This window comes from Vibrio sp. J2-4 (assembly GCF_021728155.1).
Taxonomy (GTDB): Bacteria; Pseudomonadota; Gammaproteobacteria; order Enterobacterales; family Vibrionaceae; genus Vibrio; species Vibrio diabolicus.
Window position 1 is genome coordinate 99,667 of sequence record NZ_JAKKCN010000003.1, and the last position, 20,561, is coordinate 120,227.

Here is a 20,561-nt window from a genome sequence, read left to right on the forward strand (position 1 = left end):
ACTTGTTATAACTTTGTTACAAATGTATTTTGTTGAATTCCCCTTATAGCAGATGCTTACCCCCTTCTTTAGCAAGCAATCAAAGTTTCCATTTATGAGATACAGCTCACTGAAAGTGCAAACGCTTTCGTCGTGTTGCAACATTTTTTGCTTTTGTTTCCCACCATTTGTGGTTAATGTCGAAAAACGTCAAAATGCGGTAACAGCTAGGGTTAATAACTGCATGAGCAAAATAATTCATAAATGGAAGCAAATTTCTCTGATTGAAGAAGAGGTTATGCTTCCTACAGGACAGGCAATTACGCACACCACAATCCATCACCCGGGCGCTGCGGTGATTCTCCCGATTACAACGGAAGGAGAGATAGTCCTTGTCCATCAATTTCGCCCTTCACTTAATAAATGGCTTTTGGAGCTTCCTGCTGGTACAAGAGAAGGCAATGAAGACCCTCTCTGCTGCGCGAAAAGAGAGCTAGAAGAAGAAACGGGCTATAGTGCAGAAAAATTCACCTCTCTCGGCCAAGTCACTCCCCTTGCCGGATTTTGTGATGAGATACAGTACCTATTTGTTGCTGAGAAGCTCAGCCAAACCAACCGTTACGAATGTGATGAAGATGAAGTGATTGAGGTTGTTACCTTGTCACTCCAACAACTCGAAGACAAGATTATTGATGGCACAATTACCGATGCCAAAACGATCGCTTGTTTAAGCAAAGCGCGCCTTTGCGGATATATTTAGGACTTTGACCAAGGAGACATTCATGGATTTTCGATCAGATACCGTTACACAGCCTACCCAAGCCATGCGAGAGGCCATGTTTAAGGCCCCCGTTGGGGATGATGTTTATGGTGATGACCCTACGGTCAATGAGCTTGAGGAGTTTGCCGCAGAGCTTGCAGGATTCGAAGCGGCTTTGTTTACCACTTCAGGCACGCAAGCCAATCTGCTCGGCCTAATGGCGCATTGTGAACGCGGAGATGAATATCTGTGTGGGCAGCAAGCACATAACTACAAGTACGAAGCCGGCGGCGCAGCAGTACTTGGGTCAATTCAACCTCAACCAGTCGAAAATAACCCAGATGGCACACTCCCATTTGATAAACTGGCAGCGGCGATTAAGCCAGATGATTGTCACTTTGCTCGTACCAAGCTGCTCAGCTTAGAAAACACGATTAATGGTAAAGTATTACCTCTGTCTTATTTAGCAGAAGCACGTGACTTCGTGAATAAACATAACTTGCAGATGCATCTAGATGGCGCTCGCGTTTTTAATGCAGCCGCTGCGCTTGATGTTCCGGTAAAAGAAATCGGTCAGTATTTTGATTCAATGACGATTTGTCTGTCGAAAGGTTTGGCTGCCCCTGTTGGTTCGTTACTGCTTGGTAGCAAAGAGTACATCGCAAAAGCACGTCGCTTAAGAAAGATGGTCGGCGGTGGTATGCGTCAAGCGGGTATTCTTGCCGCAGCAGGCAAACTCGCCCTTACCGAACAAGTGGAACAGCTAAAACAAGATCATACCAACGCAAAAACCTTAGCGGAAGGTTTAGCTGAACTGCCTGGTTTTTCAGTCAACCCTGAATTTGTTCAAACGAATATCGTATTCGCGAAACTTGATCCTCAAGTGGACATAGTAAATATCGCTGCGAAACTAAAGGAACAAAATATCACGATAACACCTGGAAACCCCATTCGTTTCGTGACTCATAAAGACATTTCAGCGCAAGATATCGACAATTTCTTATCAAGCATTAAATCTCTGCTTTAGTTTGATTTTGATCATTGAGCTTCCCCTAAGGGGAAGCTTTATTGTATCGATATGACTTTTTAGCGAATAGACAATCTTCATGTTCAGATTTGTACTTCTAACCTCTCTTATTTTCTCTTCCGCTAGCCATGCCGCGCCTTTTGGTGATGCTGATAAAGGTAAAATCAAATCCCCTAGCTGCGTCTATTGTCATGGTGCAACAGGCGTCGCAGGTAATGATGCCTATCCAAATCTTGCAGGTCAAAATGCCCAGTATCTATACGATGCGATGAAGTCTTACCAAGCAGGCGAACGTAAAGGGCCGCTTGCCGAAATGATGGGCGCACAGTTAAGAATGTTAAATGATGAGGATCTTCGTGATGTCGCTGCATTTTATGCAGAACAGACGCAAGACAAATGATTTGTTTATCTCGGCTCACAACAAGAGCTTGTGAGCCCTCGACCCGAGCCAAAACATTTAACCAAACTTTGCTTGTAAAATAATCACAATGACTTCACTTCAAATATTTGATGAATTTATAGTTCAATATTTCCATCAATGTTGACTTTTTATTCTGTTTTATTGATATTTCATGCTTCATTGAATTTAACGTGAAGTAAGTTATGTCTCACACACATGCGCAACCAACGGACTCGGTTGCTACACCCAAATCATGGCAGATGCCAGATACCCTCATTTTGATCTTCATTGTTGGTATTCTCGCTGCGATTCTTACCTACTTAATTCCTGCTGGCCATTTTGACAGTCAGCAAGTGACTTATATGGTCGATGGTGCAGAAAAAACTCGCACGGTTATCGATCCATCTTCTTTCTCTTATGCAACCGACGAAAACGGTGAATTGGTTTACAACAAGGTTGGCCTGTTTGCTTCTGGTGGTGGCATTGGTTTAATGAACTTCCCATTCGAAGGGCTAGTTTCAGGCTCTAAATGGGGCAGCGCGATCGGCGTGATTATGTTCATGTTGGTTATCGGTGGTGCTTTCGGCGTTGTAATGCGAACAGGCACCATCGACAACGGTATCTTGCGCCTTATCGATAAGACCAAAGGTAACGAAGCGCTATTCATTCCAGTGCTATTTTTGCTGTTCTCTCTGGGCGGTGCGGTATTTGGTATGGGTGAAGAAGCCGTAGCATTTGCGATTATTATCGCTCCGCTTATGGTTCGCCTTGGTTACGATGGTATCACTACGGTAATGGTGACCTACGTGGCGACTCAAATTGGTTTCGCAACATCTTGGATGAACCCTTTCTCTGTTGCTATTGCACAAGGTATTGCGGGAGTACCTGTTTTATCCGGCATGACAGTGCGCATGGGGTTATGGGCTGGCTTTACGTTAATCGGTATCGCCTTCACCATGATCTACGCCGCTCGCGTGAAGTCAAACCCAGAACTTTCTTACAGTCACCGCACAGACAAATACTTCCGTCAGCAAGAGCTTGGCAATCAAGATTCTCGTTGGAATATCGGCGATACACTCGTTATTCTTACGGTTATTGCAACCACAGTATGGGTTGTTTGGGGCGTGGTCGCTAACGCATGGTACATCCCAGAAATCGCTTCTCAATTCTTCACTATGGGCTTTGTTGTCGCGATCATCGGTACGATTTTTCGCTTAAACGGTATGACGCTCAACTGCGCAGCCGATGCGTTTAAGGAGGGGGCGGCTATTATGCTTGCTCCTGCTCTATTGGTTGGTTGTGCGAAAGGTGTGTTACTTATCCTAGGTGGCGGTACGACTGATGAAGCGAGTGTACTGAATTCTATTCTGAACAGTGCTGGCGGCGTGATCAGTGGGCTTCCTGACGTAGCTGCGGCATGGTTAATGTATGTATTCCAATCTATCTTCAACTTCTTCGTTACTTCCGGATCTGGACAAGCGGCACTGACGATGCCTTTATTAGCACCATTGGCGGATATTGCAGGTGTCACGCGCCAAGTTGCCGTTTTGTCGTTCCAACTTGGAGATGGCTTTACCAACGTTATCGTCCCTACTTCAGCATCCTTGATGGCAACGCTTGGTGTTTGCCGCATCGACTGGGGTGATTGGGCAAAATTCTGCTGGCGATTTATCCTATTACTCTTTACCCTGTCGAGTGTCGTCGTTATCGCAGCTCATATGATGGGGTTTGCGTAAAACGAAATCAATTGGCACTAAGGCGAGACACGTTCTCGCCTTATTAATACTCTTCGTATGGCGACGTTAAGGTTTTAGATTGGCTTATGGTTTTGGAGTGGTAACTTTAATGGCAACACAACTTCTCGATGACATGATTCAAGGTCATCAAGTGATTCAATCTCTCAATGTAGCAGACCTAGGTCCGGGTGAGCATAAGTTTTGGTTCCGCATCGCGACCAACGCGCTCTCTCAGTGGCAACATCTTCCTGTTTTGGTATTCAAAGGTGAAAAACCTGGCAAGAAAATCATGATCACCGCAGGGGTTCATGGTGATGAATATAATGGTGTGTTAGCAGCGCAGAAGACCGCTAGAGAACTCATTGGCACTGAAGTCGCTGGTACTGTCACTATTGTTCCAACCATTAACATGCCAGGTATGCTAAACCACAGCCGCGATTTCTATTCCGCAGACCCGGATGCGTCTCCTGCAAACTTAAACCGTTTTTTCCCTGGTGACCAAAATGGCAATGAGGCACAACGCTACTTATATGCATTGTGGAATGATCTGCTCAAGCCAAATGCTGATTTAGCCATTGACCTTCACACTCAAACCAGTGGTGCGGCCTATCCACTATACGTGTTTGCAGACTTCCGAATTGAGCAATCATTAGAAATGGCTCGTCTCATTAATCCTGATGCGATTTTAAATGATCCTGGAGATGCTGGCGTCCTTGAAACAGTTTGGAATAACCATGGTGTCCCAAGCATTACGGTTGAAGTGGGTATGGGGCGCTACACAGAGCAAAAACTCATTAGTCGAACCGTATCAGGCATTTTTAATGTGTTGAAGCAGCATAACGTCGTAGAAGGTGAGATAGAGCCTATCACTTCATGCTTGGAAGGAAACGAGATAGTCAGTGTGAAAGCGACACATGGCGGCTTTGTACTACCTCATGTTGGTTTGATGGATTTTGTCGAGCAAGGCCAACTGGTTGCGATTCAATACGACAGCTTTGGCACTGAAGTTGAGCGCTACACCGCCCCTACAAGTGGTACAGTGCTCAGCCACAATGTGGAATCTATTCGGGCGCCTGGCTCTCTGATCGTTCGTTTGATTAAGTAAACCATAACCGTTTGTCGATAGATCTACCTTTCGATGCTCACTCAAATTTATATAAGCCCCATCACGAGTAATCACAAATGATGGGGCTATATTTTTGGTTACATGAGGTTACAAGGTAACAAAAATATTCCAAGCAAAACTCAAAACCGCTAGACAGAAACTTCGCTTCTGTTGATTTTAGAAGTCACATTGATGAACTTAAAACTGTCGTCCACTCTCTTGATCAACGAGAATTAGCTCATCTAACGCGAAACCTTTCTCTTTAGCAACCTGCTTAAAACGCTCCAGGATTTTCTCATCAACGTTGGGGGTTCTAGACAATAGCCACAAGTAGTCGTGGTTGTAACCTGAGACAAACGCATAGTCATAGTTTTCACCTAGCTCAAACACAATGTAAGAAGAATAGATTGGCCCAAAAAAGGAGACTTTTAAGTGCCCAACCGTTTCGTCTTCAACAAAATAAGCTTTACCTTCAGCTTCTGACCACTGCTGATCTTCTTCTGAATACCCGCGGTTTGTCACCTTAACCCCACCATCCTCACGAAGCCGATACTCGGCCGTAACGTTGGATAGACCACGCTCAAACGAATGATCGAGCCGTGCGATTTCGTACCACTTGCCTAGATAAGGCTCTAAATCAAAATTGTTAACTGGCTGTACCCCATCAGGTTTAGAGGTACAGCCAAATAAAGTAACAAGTGATAAAAGTAATAATGTTTTTAGCGATTTCATACAACACCTAAATTTGATTTAGTGATTGATTTTACTGTAGAAGGTAGCAAATCGATCACTAAGTCGCACCACTGTCCCAAAGGTACGTAGCTACACATCACAGTTCTTCATTATCAATAGCATGCTGAACACCAAAACCTCGTTATGTCAGCAATTCCCTAACAATATTGTTCTATGTTTTACTTACAAGTTGGTCATACTTGTATATTTTGTCAGCATTTAACCGTATGCATATAGAAACTTTGCACAATATAGACATACGCTGTCATATCCCCCTCCTATAATACGTCGCGATATAGACAGAGGTTATTGTTATGAAATTAAAAACAGTGTCAGTTTGTGCACTTTTGGTATTGCTTGCAGGTTGCCAGCAGGAAAACCCAAGCCAAGCGACACAATTAACAACCTCGGCAGATGTATGTAATACACAAGGAAACATGCCAGGTGGGTGGAATGAGTTTAATGCTACCCCTGATGCACAAAAGGCAATGGCTTTTGTTTTGAAAAGAATGGACACAATAGCGTCGTTCAAACAAATACTGAACGTTCACGCGCAAATCGTTAGCGGCGTCAACTATGCCATTGAGTTTGAATTGGATGATGGCTCTATTTGGAATACAGTTGTTTATCGCAACCTAGATGGTGAGTATGCGATTACCCAATCGCCAAAAGAAGGCCACTTTTGCGAACAGTAGCGATTAAGTAAGAAAGCCCCTAGGTAGGGGGCTTTGGGTTTTGTGATAGCAACGGAATTAGACAGCGAAACTACATTGAGATTTGACCGATACTGTCGAACCGAGTCTTGATGGTTCAACATCAATCCTCTGCGCCATTTGTTCTTTTAACTCAGAAACGTGAGAAATAACACCGATCATGCGTCCAGTCTGTTGTAAATCCACTAACGTTTGAATGGCGAGATCCAAAGACTCTGGGTCTAAACTACCGAACCCCTCATCAATGAATAAAGTGTCTAAACGGATACCACCACTATAGGATTGCACAACATCCGACAAGCCAAGCGCCAATGCAAGCGCTGCCATAAATGATTCACCACCGGAAAGTGTCGCAACATCACGTGTTTTTCCTGTGTAGCCATCTTCAACCATTAAGTCTAAGCCGCGACCCGCAGCGCCTTTGAAGCCCTCTGTTTTTCGAGCAAGAATATAGCGCCCTTTACTCATGAGGCTTAAACGTTGAGAGGCCTGAATCAACACATCATCCAACAGTACACCAAGAACAAAGCGATGCAGGCTAACCCTGCTGCCTGTTTTACCGCTGGCAACGTCGTATAACGTACCAAACACTTTGTACTCTTCTTCTAACTTGCTATTTTTCTCATGCAGCGTATCAATATCTTTACGAACTTTTTCAATTCGCTCAAAGGTTGAGCGCGTGGTATCGAGCTGATTCCTTACTTCAATATACTGCGCCTGCAGAGTGGTTAAGCTGTCGTTAAGCGAATCCAAGTCCGGTCTTTCAAGCGCTTTCAATGCATTGTTTAAATCATGTAGTGTTTGTTCAAGCTTGGTTTGTGTCTGTTTGAAGTTGTCTATTTCTTTCTGCCACGCTTGAAGCTCATCATCTGTCACTCTGCTATTTAGATAACTGCTTTCATCCTCAAATTTACTCGCCTGTAATGCCTCATTCCACGCTAATTCTGCTTGGCTAAGCTTTTGTTCTGACTCAGATAGCCACTGCTTGTTCGTCACTAACTGACTTTCAGCATTCGATTGCGCTAATACCGCTTGCTGCAAAGCGTTTTGCGCCTTTTCTAAACCTGTATTCAAGGTCAGAATTTGCTCTTTTGTGAGCGAAATGTCACGCTCAAGCACATCAACGGAACTGTATTTCGGATCAATGGAAGCTTGTAATTGAGTCAATTGTTCTTGGTTTGCTTGAACGGTTGATTCATTTGCCGCCATTTGATTCTGCAGCTCATGAATTTTATTTTCACCCACTAAGCAGCGTTGATTAAGCTGTTCAACGTTCTTTTCTAGCTTTTCAATATCAATAGATTGTAGACGTAGAAGTTGATCATTAAGCGCCTGCAACCCAGTTTGAACCGTCGAGATCTCAGATGCAGCATGCTCACCAAGCTCTTCTTTCAACTGGTCGATTTGATTCTGATGCTGAATAATGACAACGTTATGTTGTTCTTGCTGATTACTTAGCTGGTTCAGTGAGGTTTGAGCTTCTCTTTCTTTCACTCTGGCAGCCTGAACTTGCTCTTTTGTAACGACTTCTTCAACAAACGTTGCAGGGTTAGGATGCGCTTGGCTGCCACATACCGGACATGCTTCACCTGCCTTTAGTCGCTGCGCTAATACTGCCGCTTGAGCGTTGTGCCACTTAAGCTCTATCGTATCAGCGGCTTGTTGACACAGCATATAGCGCTGACTGGCTTCCTGTAATGACTGCTGCTTGCTTACGGTTAACGCCGTGAGTTTAGAGAGCTCCAAAGTAAGACCATGCAGCTTTTGTAGATCCTGTAGTAGTCGTTGTTTTTGTTTTATTTCCGCATCGATGCTGCCAACAAGCGCAACATCTACTCGGGCTTGCTCTAGATCTTTCTGGCCCTGTTGCGCCTGAAACGCTAACTTGTCTTTCAGCTCTATGTACTGTTTTAACGTTGCTTCAAATTGTTGTTTTTGTTGATGACCTGCCGTTATTTTGCTTTCCAAGTTGGCTTTTTCAAGCAACTTGTCTTTCATGCTTTCAAGTTGATACTGCAGCTGCGTTAACTGTGGGACTTTTGCCGCGGCTTCTTTTGCACTTTGCTGCAAGTTTTCTTTTTCTTTCGTAACAGCATTGGCTTTATCAAGGCTCTCTTTCAAAGCTACGATTTTTTGTCTGAGCTCTTGAGTTTGAGTTTTTGCATTTTGTAATGAAACGTAGGGTAATTCTATCTTATTGGCATTTTTAGCATTTTCTAATTGCTGTTGACGAACTTTTATCGAGTCTGAGTGTTCTAGATGCAGCTTGAGTGCGTTTTCTGCTTGCTCTCGTTTCGAAAACTCTCCATTAATAGTTTCCGCTTTTTGCAATTCAGATTTAGCAACATTTAGCTTATCTAACGAAGCTTGTTCATTCTTTCTATCGACCTCTAGCTGCTCAGCTGCTTGTTCAAGCTGGTGTAATAATTCCTGCTCTGAACTCACTCCTGCAACTTGTAAAGCGCCTCGAATTTGATTATCAAATTCATCTTTCGCTTTACTGATTGCGCTCGCTTTATCCTTGAGCGCGTACTCAATTTTTTTATATATGTCCGTTTGAAAGAGCTGCCCAAAAATTTCTTCGCGCTCTTTAGAACTAGCAAGCAACAGCTCTCGGAACTTTCCTTGAGGCAATACCATTACTTGGCGAAATTGCGTTTCATTCAAACCAATAATATTGCTCACTTCAGTTTTAACCTGAGTCGTCTTGCTAGTGATGAGCTTTTCGGTCTCGCCGAGTTCATAAAGAGCCGCAGTGTGCTTTTTTACCGTCATCCCTTCGCCACGCGCTTTGGGTGCTTCCTGCTCTGGAGATCGCACAACTCGGTATTGTTTGCCATGTAACGAAAATTCTAGAACGACTTCGGTTGGTAAGTCTTGCGCCGATAAGTCACATCGCATCTGGATGCCTTGCCGCTCATTACCGGTAGTTTCACCGTAAAGGGCAAAGCAAATGGCATCTAAGATCGACGTTTTACCTGAGCCTGTAGGACCATTAATCAAAAACAGAGGGTTGCGGCCAAGCTTTTCAAAGTCAATGACTTCGGTTTTTGCAAACGGACCAAAGGCTTGCATGGTAAGTTTGATTGGTTTCATCTTTGGTCCCTATATTGCTGTGATAATTGCTTAATAATGTCAGTAACGGCTTGTTCTTGCTCTTGGGATAATTGACTATCTTGTGCCTCAATAAAAAAGTCTCGGAACATATCAATTTCGCTTCGGGCCAACTTTGCTTGCGCCATTTCCTGCTCTACCCCAATTAACATACCCGGTTTCTCAAGATGTAAAACGTTTGGATACACCGAACGAAGCTTTTCCATTGGATTTAAAATCGCATGTTTATCCATCAAACGAACTAACAAATAATCTTCATTTTTAGGGTCAGTCTTGCCCTGCTCTATGACTTTATCTAGCTCTCCCTCAACAATGCGCATTTCATGAGGGGCAATTAGCTCAATATGTTTAGCAGAGACAAATCCTTTCTTGTCTAGTTCGACTAACGTGAAGCCTTTCTTCTGGTTCTGTTCACCAAAACTGTACTTCATGAGCGAACCAGAATAACGGATATGCTCTGCGCCTTTCTTTTGAGGCTGATGTAAATGACCAAGTGCGACGTAGTCGAAATCTAAGAAATGCTCATGACTTACGCGATCAGAGCCACCAATAGATAGTGGTCGTTCAGAGTCAGACTCAATAGCACCATCAACAAAACAGTGGCTAACGAGAACACGCCTTTGCTCTGAAATGAAATGCTCTCTTATTTGCTCTACAAGCAGTTGATGTGCCTCATCATGAGTTGATACCGAGGTTTTGTAGGCAAATCTGACCTGTTCAGGGTCGTTATAAGGCATGCCATAAAACGCTACTTCACCCGCAGAGTCCGTTTTTATGATGATGGGAGTTAGCATATCTTCAAAGTTACTAACAATATGAAGGCCTGCATTTTTCATTTGCTCTGAGCCAAAACCTAATCGTTCTGCACCATCATGGTTGCCAGATATCAATATCATCGGTGTTTTCAGTTCAGTACAAATACGCTTCACGACTCGATTTAGCAGTTCTATTGCAACCGTTGGTGGCACCGAACGGTCATAAATATCTCCCGCCACTACAACGGCATCGACGGGATTGTGTTCAATATAGTTAATCAGTTGTTCGAGTACTGCTTGTTGATCTTCGAGTAGTGATACATTGTGGAATTGTCGACCAAGATGCCAATCTGAGGTGTGGATAAACTTCATTCGAATTCACTTTCCGCCAAATCTTTAAGCTAGGTTTGCTCCTGCAAGAATCCGAATTTCAGCCGTGTAAACAACATCAGAGTATTACGCGACTGGCTGAATCTGGCACAAACCAAAGCTCAATATATTTAATTTGGGTTAGGATATCTTGAGTCGAACAGCTTTTCATGTAGTTTATGTTCTATGGTTCACTATTTCACCGGAAAGCGAGAAGAACGTTGTATAAACACCTTTTAAGCAACATTAAGCGATGGTCTCGAATAAAAAAACCGTCACATTTAAACCATTAAAAGCCAACGTTTAGAAGGGACAAACTAGATCCAGAACTACTCGTTATGCCAATTGTATAGAACTCCCACCGTATAACCATCTGGCTCGATATCAGCTTGCAAAACGTGGAAGTCTGAGTTGAGGCTACTTCTTTGATGCTCCTCAATCATTAACACTTTTAGAACACCTCCGCATGCGCCCAGCCCTCCTAGTTTAACATCAATAAATTGATACTGAGTTTGATCAGTCACCCAGGGAGACAAGAATTGCATAGCATTTAACCATCGAGGCTCATCTCCATCAACGGATAAATGCAACTCACTAAGTGAGTGATCACACCCTACTCCAAGTTGTTTAAACACTTTATCGACAGCAATGCTTTGTTGTTTGGTATCTAAATCAATTCTAACATCATCAGTAACAAGGCCGGACTGTTGAAAAAAGCACTTCGTCAAAATGATCGAGTTTTGAGATTTGGCATGCTCTTCTGCATCGCGAGCAATTTCTATAGCCAGTATCCAAGTTGCTTGTGTTTCGTTAACTTCACGGTTTATCCGATTTAGCGCCATCAAGAACGCCGCTTGACCATAAGGATAAAAATAAATTTCTCTATTGGCAGAGTTACCAAGGATAAGAGAAAACTCGTTTATCAATGCCTTAAGCAAGCTTTTATCTACCGAAGACGGTAAAAGAACGCAGATATTCCCTTTGATATCACTTTGCTCCAGTATCTCGCGCTTAGAGCGCACAAGATTTAATATCTGCTCATACAGTGATTGATCAGGATAGGATCTTGGTGTTTCTGCGGGCAATCTAAAACATTCGTTAGCTATCTCACGAACAGTGTATGGCCTGCCATTAATAGCAAGAAGATGAGTTTGAAATGCGAGTGGCATCTAGCCTCCGATTAAAACCGTAGGCATGCCAGACAGAATTTTACCACCATGAGACGTTGAATCCCCGACCCTTGCCGCTGGCTTACCGTTGATTGTAACGCTAGAAGAACCTGCTGAGATGCTATCCGGAGGACCTATACATATAAGCTTATCTCCCTGCCTAGCCGCTGGAATGCCGCCAATTGTCACGTTTGGCGAGCCAACTACGACGGGGCCACCTACATGAGGAATTTTTCCTGTTTTTTTAGGACAAAGATGAAAGCTGCCCAATATCGCGGCTGGTTTACCCACTTTAAATCACCTTAGTTCAATGAAATTTGCCCAGCTTTAAGAGCGATAGCAGAGCCGTTAATAGATATTTTATTGCCTTTGATGTTGATTTCTCCGGAACTAGACATCTGAATCGAAGCGCCACCGACTTTGATCTCGATACTCTTTCCTGCATTAAAAGACAACACTTCACCCGTTTCATTAGAAAAGTTTTTACCTACTTTCAAGGTCGCATTCTTGCCAATCTCTTGATTGACATCATTCGTCACTTTTTCGGTTTTACTGTTTTCAACGGCAATATCAACACAGTCTTCAACTAGCATTTGGAAAAGTTTTTCGGCATGAAGATAGATGTGTTCTTCACCGGGTTTGTCATCAAAGCGCAACTCATTAAAATTAGATGTGCCTTTTTGTACAGAACGCGATTTATAACCACTTTGAGAGCTTTGCTCTGGTAACGTGTAGGGAGGGAGTTGACTACCATTGTACAGTGACCCCGTAACAATTGGCTGGTCAGGATCGCCATTGACAAACTCGACGATGACCTCTTGTCCTACTCTAGGATGAAACACCGAGCCCCATCCGTTACCCGCGATATTTTGCGCAACACGAATCCAACATGAGCTGTTTACATCGTATTTACCAACACGATCCCAGTGAAACTGAACTTTAATACGACCGTGTTTGTCTATGTAAATTTCGCCATCTTTGTTTCCCGTTACCACTGCGGTTTGCAAACCTTTCATCTGAGGTTTCGGATAGTTCACTGAAGGGCGAAGGATTGTTTTTGAGTCAACACAACTAAATGATACTTTAACACCTTGCGCAGCAGTGCCACCTTGACCAGTCTGATTATAAACAGCCGCAGATAAAAAAACGGAGGACAGTACGTATTCTTTGCCGACTCGAGACTTATCTTCATGCTTTTTAAACTTAAAGCACTTTCCCACACTGAACGTTCGACACGTTGCCTCGCCACGGCACAGATATGCGTTTTGCTGTAGTGCTTCTATAGCGTGCGTGTTTCTAAGTGCGTATTGGTCATCACTTTCCGTTTCACCCATGTATTCAAAATACTCGCTTTCAGGCACGGTAAAAAAATCACTTTCACCCTTGGCAGTATTTTTAGGATTAGACGAAGGCTTAAGCATGTTATAGCCAGACTTTTGGCTTGCTTTAGTCGTCAAAACTTGGGTTTCATGCCAAGAAGAAATATGGCTAGACTTAGCCGTACCTGTATCAAAATCGACTAAAAACTCTGTACCCGGCTTATAGAAACTGATGTCGTCAAAAATCTTAAGCGTGTGGACAGACTTAGTGTGTGTGAAACAGAACGATAGCCCTTCTTCTGACAATAAGCGTCTGACAAATTCAAGGTCTGACTCTTCATATTGCACTTTGTATGTGTATTTAGGGTACGACTTAGTTAACTCAAAACTAAAGGCGACACTATGCTCCGAGAGTACTTCGGAGATAATTTCTTTTATATCTTTATGCTGAAATATTCTGCAATTTTTTCTGTAATCGGCGAAACGTAATTTAGGCTCTATTAATAACTCTATATTTTTATAATTCTCACCATTATGAGTATTAGAAACTCGTTGCCCTTCTAATCTTGCAGCAGATACATAACCATGTATATAACGAGGTTTTGAAGAAACATCCTCACTATTTTCAAGGGTAATTGTTACTTCTTTACCAATTATTTCGTTTAACTCACTTCGTTGATCATTAAAGTAAGCTTTAGCACGCAATGAAAAAAGTTCTGAGATCTCTTCTCTATACTCAAATGAGTTTAGTATGATGGCATCTTTTCCGAATGGAGAGGAAATTCGGATGAAATTGTTATCTTGAGTTGCTCTTTTCATTAAATACTTCTTTCAAAAAATGCGGGGGAATATTCCCCCGCATAAAAATTACATTTGTTGACCTTTAACACCGCTGTAGCCGTATACCAATGGCGCAGAAGTGTTGTTTTTATCGTCAGTAGGAGTCACTGTCATCATCATTTCAGTGTAAGAAATAGTGATGGTTTCAACTGGACGATCATCCTGGATAGAAACTGAGTAGTTAGAAATCATCGCATCAGTCAGTTCGATCTTCATGATTTCTTCAACTTTCTCACCCTGCTTAGTAATATGGAAAACCGCAGGTTTACCTTTACCAATTGTCGCTTCTTTAAATAAGTCAGGAGAAGAACGGTCTTGAAGTTTAGTGATAGTCAAATCATATAGACGAGTAGCGCTCGCTTCACGGTCCATCGCTGTACCAGTGTATGATGAGATCTCACGACCTACACTCCAATCTACAGATAGTAGTGTAATCAAATCTTTATATTGCTCGGCAGTTGCCTCACCCTTAATATCTGCGTATTTAAGATACGTATTAGACTGCATGCTAATCTCCTATAGCATTATTAATTGACATATATCGTAGTAATTTAATTATCTGACGTTTGATGATAATTAGTGATTAATGTATCAAAAACTTCATTTTAAATACGCCCTGTTATATCTTTAAATAAGACTTAATTTAAGCGTTTTTTATAAAAAATAATAGTTAATATGAACCAACTCCCAATTATTATTGAGAGTGTAAAGGATGTTAAACTATTGAGACATCAAGTCCACTAGTTGTACCTTTAACAATAATTTCATCAAACGTCTTATCATTAAGAATTGCATGCAATATTTCATGAGAAATCTTAGGAAGTAATGTGTTTTCTATGGTTGTCTGTACCACACGTGCACCGCTCCCCGACTCATTACTATTGTCTACAATATCATTAATTAGTTCTTCATCAAAAAATAGGTCAGCGCCGTAATTTTTACGAATGCGATTCGTAACTTTGGCTAATTTTAATTTTGTTATTTCTATCAATACTTCTCTTGATAGAGGCAAATAAGGTAATACATTAACACGTCCTAAAAATGCAGGTTTAAAGTCAACCAACAAATCGTCACGCAAAGCATCTTTTAGTGCTGAAGGTTCTGGAGATAAATCAGGATCAGAATACAACGACATCGTCGTTTCGGTCCCTGTATTCGCGGTCATAATAATAATAGTGTTTTTAAAATCTATATCGCGACCTTCACCATCTTTAATTGAGCCTTTATCGAATACCTGATAAAAAATATCTTGAACTCCAGGGTGTGCTTTTTCCATTTCATCCAAGAGAATCACACTATAAGGTTTGCGTCTGACGGCTTCAGTAAGTACACCACCTTCGCCATACCCAACATAACCTGGAGGCGAGCCTAATAATAAGGAAACTTTGTGCTCTTCTTTAAACTCGGACATATTGATAGTTGTGACATTCTCTTCACTGCCGTACACTTTCTCTGCAATAGCTAAAGCAGATTCAGTTTTACCCACTCCACTTGGTCCCGTGAGAAGAAATACACCATTTGGTCGTGTCTCATCCGTGAGCTGTGCACTGGCAGTTTTTATCACTTCAGACATGACTTCCAAAGCGTGCTCCTGTCCGACAACTCGTTTACACAAACTCTCTTTCAAACTCAGTACTGCTTGGATTTCATCATCCTGGAGTTTGCCCAGTGGTATCCCGGTCCAATCTGAAATTACTTCTGCAATAAGCGCTTCATTGACATGCGAAAATACTAATGGCTGCGAGTTAGCGGAGAGGCTACTTTCGAGCTCCTGTAACTTGTCCCTAGCAGTCTCAGAACCCTCCTTGATTATTTGAGCTCTAAGTGACTTAGCTTCACTTACCCACTCTTTTTCTTTCTCCCACAGCGTCTCTAGTTCAACTATTTCACTAGATAGAACATCAATCTCTTTTCTGACATCTTGCAACTGCATATCAAGAGGTGTACCTAGCTGACTTTCTTGGCTTAGGTGCTCATACTCAGCTTGCTTGGCTTTTAGTTTATTCCTTTTCGCATCTAGACCTCCCGGTGTAGACGATTGACTTAACGCAACTCGCGAGCAGGCTGTGTCTAAAACAGACACAGCCTTATCTGGCAGTTGTCGGCCATTAATGTATCGAGCTGAGAGTTGAACGGCAGCATTGAGAGCCTGGCTAGTGATGTGGACGTCATGGTGTTGTGCCATTACGTCAAGTAAACCACGTAACATCTCGATCGCTAGCTCCGGCGCTGGCTCGTCGACCTTCACTACTTGAAAGCGTCTGGTAAGAGCCGCGTCTTTTTCAAAATACTTTTTATATTCTGCCCAAGTTGTTGCTGCGATCGTCCTGAGTTCACCTCTCGCTAACGCTGGCTTTAGAATATTCGCTGCATCACCTTGTCCTGCTTGTCCCCCACCACCAATCAGACCATGTGCTTCATCGATAAACAAAATAATGGGTTGTGGTGCGTCGTTAACTTCTTTCACAAGGTTTTTAAGTCTGTTTTCAAACTCACCTTTCATGCCAGCACCAGCTTGCAATAACGCCAGATCCAAAGACTTAATCGCTACATTTTGTAGAGCAGGAGGTACATCGCCATCAATAATCTTTTGCGCCAAGCCTTCAACAACGGCTGTTTTTCCAACGCCAGCTTCACCAGTTAGAATCGGGTTGTTTTGTCGACGTCTTAATAAGATGTCGATCATTAAACGGATTTCATTGTCTCTACCAATAACCGGATCTATCTTACCTTCCCTAGCCTGCTCAGTAAGATCTGTTGTAAATTGATTCAGCGCAGAATTCGCGTTTGATTTCCCTAAGTCATTCGATCCTGATTGACGCGTATTACTTTCTTTAAAGTTCAATAACCGAGATGGTTCTATCTTGTTTAGCTCAGGGCTAATCGAACCAGCCATGTTGACTAACGTATTATCGGACAAGTAGGCAAATAAAAGATGAATGCAATCCAACTGCTCCTGATTGAATTCAATCGTTGCCGATAGCAAAGCATTTTGCATCACAGTCACTGTGTGAGCTGAGAGACCTGGGACCGATTGACATCCCGTTTTGTATTTTTCAAGTGTCTTTTGAAGATCAGTTTCAACCTTGATTTTATCGACATCAAATTCGTCGAAAACTTCCGAGTAAATATCGGCAGGGTGTTGAATAATAGTCATTAACCAGTGAGACATTTCAATACTGTGATGGGTTCGAGAGCTTGCCATCGCAGCTGCTTGTTCAAGTGTTTCCTTAGCCTGAGGAGACAATCTTTCGACCAACGCTGAAAGTGAGAGTGAAGCCATTATGTTTCCTTTAAATAGTAATTGTTATGGTTCGATCTTTTGTGCGTTTATGTTTTTTAAGTACAGAACCAACACCTAACTGACCATGTTTTTTTGATAAACAAACTTGAGGTAATAAACTATGTTTGGTGGTGAGCTGCCATTTCACTTGCTTATGCTTACCAATAAATTCATAAGCCGCACGTTTAATAATTTCTACATTTGGATGGTTAGGCAGTAATTTACTAACCAGATCTTTGTGCTTTGGCAGAAACTCGATCGTTGTTCCTGCGTTTATATTCCAAGCTTTCGAGCCTAAGGATGCTCCGGAACCAAGTTGAGCAAACTGCCCTTCTGGCATAGTTCGAGATGAAAGACGTGTTTGCTCTTCTTTTGCAAGATGTAGCCACTGCCCTTGAAACTCATGAATCTTTACTTGGCATCCAGATAAACATTCAAGAACACTTTTTAGTCCAGCTTTACTTCTCGTCGGTGAAGCAAAAACACCACCATAGTGCAGGGACAAAGAACTACCCTGCCCAGTTAATGCCGATTTACAATCTTCTAAAGGTGAACGTAATCCCTGTGCATGAGCACGAGACTGAACGGTCAATTGACTTAGTTGCCAGCATCGATAGTAAAGAGACAGTAAACGATGGTTAAAAATATCGTAGAAGTCCACCATTGCTGTATCGCCTTCTTTTTGACGATGCAAAGCTAACTCGCTGTAGTGCTGAGGAAGCACCCCCTGCTCACCCGTTAGGCCTATCAGATTAGTTTCTAGTGCTAGCTTGTGGCTATCAATATGTTTCAGATCGCAAAGCTGCGCATTTTCAAAACCTAACGATGGGTTGACCTTTAGGTTTAGTTTTTCATGCTTCGGTAGAGCATCTGTCCCTATTTGTGCCTCGGCTTGCAAGATCTCGTGTTCGATAAGGTGAATTGCTTCAAACAACGGATGTTGCTTTAGATCTCGATAAAATTGCTCCGCGATCATAGCAACACCTTATCGCCAGTTAATGCAGGCCATAAGTGGAAGGGTTTTCCCGTTGACTTAAGTCTTATTTCTAGCTGCGTAAAAATGTTAATTTCAGCATATTGTGCAAAGTAAACGGATAAAACACTACCTAGGAGGAAGATTTGCTCTTTAGGTAAAATTTGATCAGAAACCGTCAAAATGATTTTTATACCGTGCGCAAAACCAACTTTACCTTTCTGACTTACTCTGCCTGTAGTCGGCTCGAACTCTAACTTCGCTAAAGCATCAATTACCGCTTTCGTTTCTGCGGTCCCAGAAAATGCATAGAGATTCAGAGTTTGCTTCAAAGTTGTTAATCCATCTTCTTCGGTAAAGTGGTTTAAAGTTAGAAGCTTAGTTAACTGCCATCGTGTACTTTCATCCATTTCTGGCCGGAGGGTTTCTGATATAGAAACTAAACAACGAACTGACTCGAAGTTGTCATTTACTTCCGGCAAAGAGACTTTTGGAAGACCGCCTCCAAATGGAAGCTTCTGCGCTAAATTACGATTGCAGCACTCCGCTTCAACGTACATTAGCCAGTTTTCTCGGCTCTCTGGACTGAACAATTGATGCCTTTTATCAACAAAAGAAATGTAAGTTTCCCTGCCCGGTTCATCGTATCCACCAGCCCAATTTTTATCCTCACGTCTCATCAACCAATAAATTTCACTGGCGTTCATATAATGCGTGTGCTCACCAGCGTGATAACATGGCAGGTTGTGATACGTTTTGTTCCAGTTTCTCAATGTTACGTCAGAAATAGAGACAACCTCGTTACTCTCGGCTTCCTGGTATTGCGGTGATAAGTGGTAATCGTACTCGGTTGGTAGAATACGCTTGGGCTCCATAACACTTTTAAATAAGTTGACGACTGGCACACAACCAACCATCAAGCTCTCTTCATCCACTTGCTTAGGAAGCCAATCATCATTGGTATCAAAGTAAAAATACAGTTCAGCTTGCTCTCCAAGAGCTAGCTCTGATAATCCAAGTTCAGTGATATCAAAGAACATGAACTTCTCAGGAAAGTGCAGATACTCAACAAGTAATCTTGCTCCCGAAAAGCTTCTCTTACTGTATGGAACAACCTTCTCATCTTCTGAAAATCCCACTTCAATAAGATGCCTTTTCGTTAAAGAACGAACTTCTTTGCCACCCGCAACGACAGATAAACCAATTAGATTTTGAAATAGCATTTGGTAAAGTTTAAACGTCAACTGAGATTGCCCGTTTAAATAAAAGCGCAACCGTTCTAATCCCATGTCACTCAGAGATGTCTCTTCATCTTGGGCGGTGAGTTGGATTTTCAAAACTGAATGAGCATGGCTTTCCCATTGGGAGCCCACCGATTTAAGCGGTGCGTTTTTGAAAGCGCCAGAGGTCACATCAACAGGGTACATTCTGACCGGATAACAGGTTCTAAACTCGCATTCGTGGTATCCAGGAGCACCGATAACGACTCGCTCACCTTCTTCTACGTCAAAAAAAGAGGAAGTAGAGCTAGAGCAGTTCATCTTAATGACGGACATTGATGGAATTGGTGCGTGAAAATCCGGATATAACTGCCCCATCAAAGATTCAGTGAACTGAGGATAACTATTGTCTAAACTTTGTCTAATCCTTGCCGTTAGAAATGCACAGCCTTCTAGCAATCTTTCTACATGTGGATCGTCAACCTGCTCCTCACTGATACGGAGTCTCGCAGCGATCTTAGGATACTGCTCCCCAAACTCTTGTCCTTTGTGACGTAAATAAGCTAACTCGCGATTATAGTATTTGAGAAACTCTTCACTCATTTCGCTCTACTCAGTTTCATACCTAAATTTACCGGCTCTACTTCAGAATTGAATCGCACTTCATGAATGCTGTTATCGATTAAGCAAGTGGCGCTAATTTGTAACCTCAACACCCTATCAATAGCGTTTTTCTCGTCCGAAATCTGGACATAAGGATTCCTTAACCTAGGCTCGAACTCTTTAATTGCATCATGAACAATGTCACAAAGCTGATTCTGCCCCTCTTGGCTGCTATAAGGCATCGAGGAAAAATCTGGCAGACCATAATTCAATATTGAATAGCGAACCTCTAAAAGGTCATCAGGAATGTTTTTCCATCCGATACGACTATTTAACATAGACTCCAAATCTCTAAGCAAGCTGTTCAACATCTGTTGTTGGCTCGTAGGGAAGTCTTTTTCATCTCTAGTTGAAGGATCACTATCCATCAATTTGTCGAGCAGAGAAACGGTTAAAGACATGTT

General features: G+C 42.4%; 17 protein-coding genes. 6 read left to right on the forward strand and 11 right to left on the reverse strand.

All coding sequences use genetic code 11. The annotated features are described in order from the left end of the window. Window positions 1-223: 223 nt before the first annotated feature. The 5 genes from L3V32_RS10695 to L3V32_RS10715 all read left to right on the forward strand — a co-directional run bounded on the left by L3V32_RS10695 (window position 224) and on the right by L3V32_RS10715 (window position 5,007). Window positions 224-739: an NUDIX hydrolase gene (locus tag L3V32_RS10695; RefSeq protein ID WP_005396403.1), complete on the forward strand. Its 516-nt coding sequence runs from the start codon at window positions 224-226 to the stop codon at window positions 737-739. 22 nt (window positions 740-761) lie between these two features. After that, complete coding sequence (gene ltaE / locus L3V32_RS10700) at window positions 762-1,766, forward strand: low-specificity L-threonine aldolase (protein WP_005396402.1); 1,005 nt, start codon at window positions 762-764, stop codon at window positions 1,764-1,766. A 79-nt stretch (window positions 1,767-1,845) separates the two neighbouring features. Next, window positions 1,846-2,166, forward strand: a complete 321-nt coding sequence (locus L3V32_RS10705; protein WP_005396401.1) for a cytochrome c — start codon at window positions 1,846-1,848, stop codon at window positions 2,164-2,166. 203 nt (window positions 2,167-2,369) lie between these two features. Beyond that, complete coding sequence (gene yfcC, locus L3V32_RS10710; protein WP_237284263.1) at window positions 2,370-3,902, forward strand: putative basic amino acid antiporter YfcC; 1,533 nt, start codon at window positions 2,370-2,372, stop codon at window positions 3,900-3,902. 109 nt (window positions 3,903-4,011) lie between these two features. After that, complete coding sequence (locus tag L3V32_RS10715; protein ID WP_145472990.1) at window positions 4,012-5,007, forward strand: succinylglutamate desuccinylase/aspartoacylase family protein; 996 nt, start codon at window positions 4,012-4,014, stop codon at window positions 5,005-5,007. A gap of 198 nt (window positions 5,008-5,205) precedes the next feature. On the opposite strand, the gene L3V32_RS10720 is transcribed toward L3V32_RS10715, so the two are convergent. Next, window positions 5,206-5,739: a lipocalin family protein gene (locus L3V32_RS10720; protein WP_074189666.1), complete on the reverse strand. Its 534-nt coding sequence runs from the start codon at window positions 5,737-5,739 to the stop codon at window positions 5,206-5,208. A gap of 314 nt (window positions 5,740-6,053) precedes the next feature. On the opposite strand from L3V32_RS10720, the gene L3V32_RS10725 reads away from it, so the two are divergent. Then, the gene (locus L3V32_RS10725) at window positions 6,054-6,434 is read left to right on the forward strand and encodes a cystatin domain-containing protein (protein WP_005396397.1); all 381 of its coding nucleotides are present in this window, start codon (window positions 6,054-6,056) and stop codon (window positions 6,432-6,434) included. Between the two features lie 57 nt (window positions 6,435-6,491). On the opposite strand, the gene L3V32_RS10730 is transcribed toward L3V32_RS10725, so the two are convergent. The 10 genes from L3V32_RS10730 to tssE form a co-directional block, all read right to left on the reverse strand. Next, window positions 6,492-9,548 (reverse strand): AAA family ATPase, encoded by a 3,057-nt coding sequence (locus L3V32_RS10730; RefSeq protein WP_237284264.1) that lies wholly within the window; start codon window positions 9,546-9,548, stop codon window positions 6,492-6,494. Continuing rightward, complete coding sequence (locus L3V32_RS10735) at window positions 9,545-10,693, reverse strand: exonuclease SbcCD subunit D (protein ID WP_145472998.1); 1,149 nt, start codon at window positions 10,691-10,693, stop codon at window positions 9,545-9,547. Before L3V32_RS10735 ends, L3V32_RS10730 begins: the two co-directional genes overlap by 4 nt. A gap of 326 nt (window positions 10,694-11,019) precedes the next feature. Continuing rightward, on the reverse strand, window positions 11,020-11,859 hold the full coding sequence (locus L3V32_RS10740; protein WP_104972671.1) for an NAD/NADP transhydrogenase subunit beta: 840 nt from the start codon (window positions 11,857-11,859) through the stop codon (window positions 11,020-11,022). After that, window positions 11,860-12,150 (reverse strand): PAAR domain-containing protein, encoded by a 291-nt coding sequence (locus L3V32_RS10745; protein WP_005375969.1) that lies wholly within the window; start codon window positions 12,148-12,150, stop codon window positions 11,860-11,862. 11 nt (window positions 12,151-12,161) lie between these two features. Then, window positions 12,162-13,997, reverse strand: a complete 1,836-nt coding sequence (gene tssI, locus L3V32_RS10750; protein WP_104970760.1) for a type VI secretion system tip protein TssI/VgrG — start codon at window positions 13,995-13,997, stop codon at window positions 12,162-12,164. 48 nt (window positions 13,998-14,045) lie between these two features. Then, complete coding sequence (locus L3V32_RS10755; protein ID WP_005375967.1) at window positions 14,046-14,525, reverse strand: type VI secretion system tube protein Hcp; 480 nt, start codon at window positions 14,523-14,525, stop codon at window positions 14,046-14,048. A 208-nt stretch (window positions 14,526-14,733) separates the two neighbouring features. Beyond that, on the reverse strand, window positions 14,734-17,301 hold the full coding sequence (tssH, locus tag L3V32_RS10760) for a type VI secretion system ATPase TssH (RefSeq protein ID WP_124007982.1): 2,568 nt from the start codon (window positions 17,299-17,301) through the stop codon (window positions 14,734-14,736). 10 nt (window positions 17,302-17,311) lie between these two features. Next, window positions 17,312-18,277, reverse strand: a complete 966-nt coding sequence (tssG, locus tag L3V32_RS10765) for a type VI secretion system baseplate subunit TssG (protein WP_046875360.1) — start codon at window positions 18,275-18,277, stop codon at window positions 17,312-17,314. Beyond that, complete coding sequence (gene tssF / locus L3V32_RS10770) at window positions 18,274-20,097, reverse strand: type VI secretion system baseplate subunit TssF (protein WP_046875359.1); 1,824 nt, start codon at window positions 20,095-20,097, stop codon at window positions 18,274-18,276. Before tssF ends, tssG begins: the two co-directional genes overlap by 4 nt. Further along, complete coding sequence (gene tssE, locus L3V32_RS10775; protein WP_012842186.1) at window positions 20,094-20,558, reverse strand: type VI secretion system baseplate subunit TssE; 465 nt, start codon at window positions 20,556-20,558, stop codon at window positions 20,094-20,096. Before tssE ends, tssF begins: the two co-directional genes overlap by 4 nt. Between the last annotated feature and the right edge of the window lie 3 nt (window positions 20,559-20,561).

What these genes read in the sequence shown, in the direction of transcription:
- tssI (WP_104970760.1), bottom strand. Translation starts at nt 13,997, where the DNA reads ATGAAAAGAGCAACTCAAGATAACAATTTCATCCGAATTTCCTCTCCA.
- L3V32_RS10715 (WP_145472990.1), top strand. Translation starts at nt 4,012, where the DNA reads ATGGCAACACAACTTCTCGATGACATGATTCAAGGTCATCAAGTGATT.
- yfcC (WP_237284263.1), top strand. Translation starts at nt 2,370, where the DNA reads ATGTCTCACACACATGCGCAACCAACGGACTCGGTTGCTACACCCAAA.
- L3V32_RS10740 (WP_104972671.1), bottom strand. Translation starts at nt 11,859, where the DNA reads ATGCCACTCGCATTTCAAACTCATCTTCTTGCTATTAATGGCAGGCCA.
- ltaE (WP_005396402.1), top strand. Translation starts at nt 762, where the DNA reads ATGGATTTTCGATCAGATACCGTTACACAGCCTACCCAAGCCATGCGA.
- tssH (WP_124007982.1), bottom strand. Translation starts at nt 17,301, where the DNA reads ATGGCTTCACTCTCACTTTCAGCGTTGGTCGAAAGATTGTCTCCTCAG.
- tssF (WP_046875359.1), bottom strand. Translation starts at nt 20,097, where the DNA reads ATGAGTGAAGAGTTTCTCAAATACTATAATCGCGAGTTAGCTTATTTA.
- L3V32_RS10730 (WP_237284264.1), bottom strand. Translation starts at nt 9,548, where the DNA reads ATGAAACCAATCAAACTTACCATGCAAGCCTTTGGTCCGTTTGCAAAA.
- L3V32_RS10720 (WP_074189666.1), bottom strand. Translation starts at nt 5,739, where the DNA reads ATGAAATCGCTAAAAACATTATTACTTTTATCACTTGTTACTTTATTT.
- tssG (WP_046875360.1), bottom strand. Translation starts at nt 18,277, where the DNA reads ATGATCGCGGAGCAATTTTATCGAGATCTAAAGCAACATCCGTTGTTT.
- L3V32_RS10705 (WP_005396401.1), top strand. Translation starts at nt 1,846, where the DNA reads ATGTTCAGATTTGTACTTCTAACCTCTCTTATTTTCTCTTCCGCTAGC.
- L3V32_RS10695 (WP_005396403.1), top strand. Translation starts at nt 224, where the DNA reads ATGAGCAAAATAATTCATAAATGGAAGCAAATTTCTCTGATTGAAGAA.
- L3V32_RS10755 (WP_005375967.1), bottom strand. Translation starts at nt 14,525, where the DNA reads ATGCAGTCTAATACGTATCTTAAATACGCAGATATTAAGGGTGAGGCA.
- L3V32_RS10725 (WP_005396397.1), top strand. Translation starts at nt 6,054, where the DNA reads ATGAAATTAAAAACAGTGTCAGTTTGTGCACTTTTGGTATTGCTTGCA.
- tssE (WP_012842186.1), bottom strand. Translation starts at nt 20,558, where the DNA reads ATGTCTTTAACCGTTTCTCTGCTCGACAAATTGATGGATAGTGATCCT.
- L3V32_RS10735 (WP_145472998.1), bottom strand. Translation starts at nt 10,693, where the DNA reads ATGAAGTTTATCCACACCTCAGATTGGCATCTTGGTCGACAATTCCAC.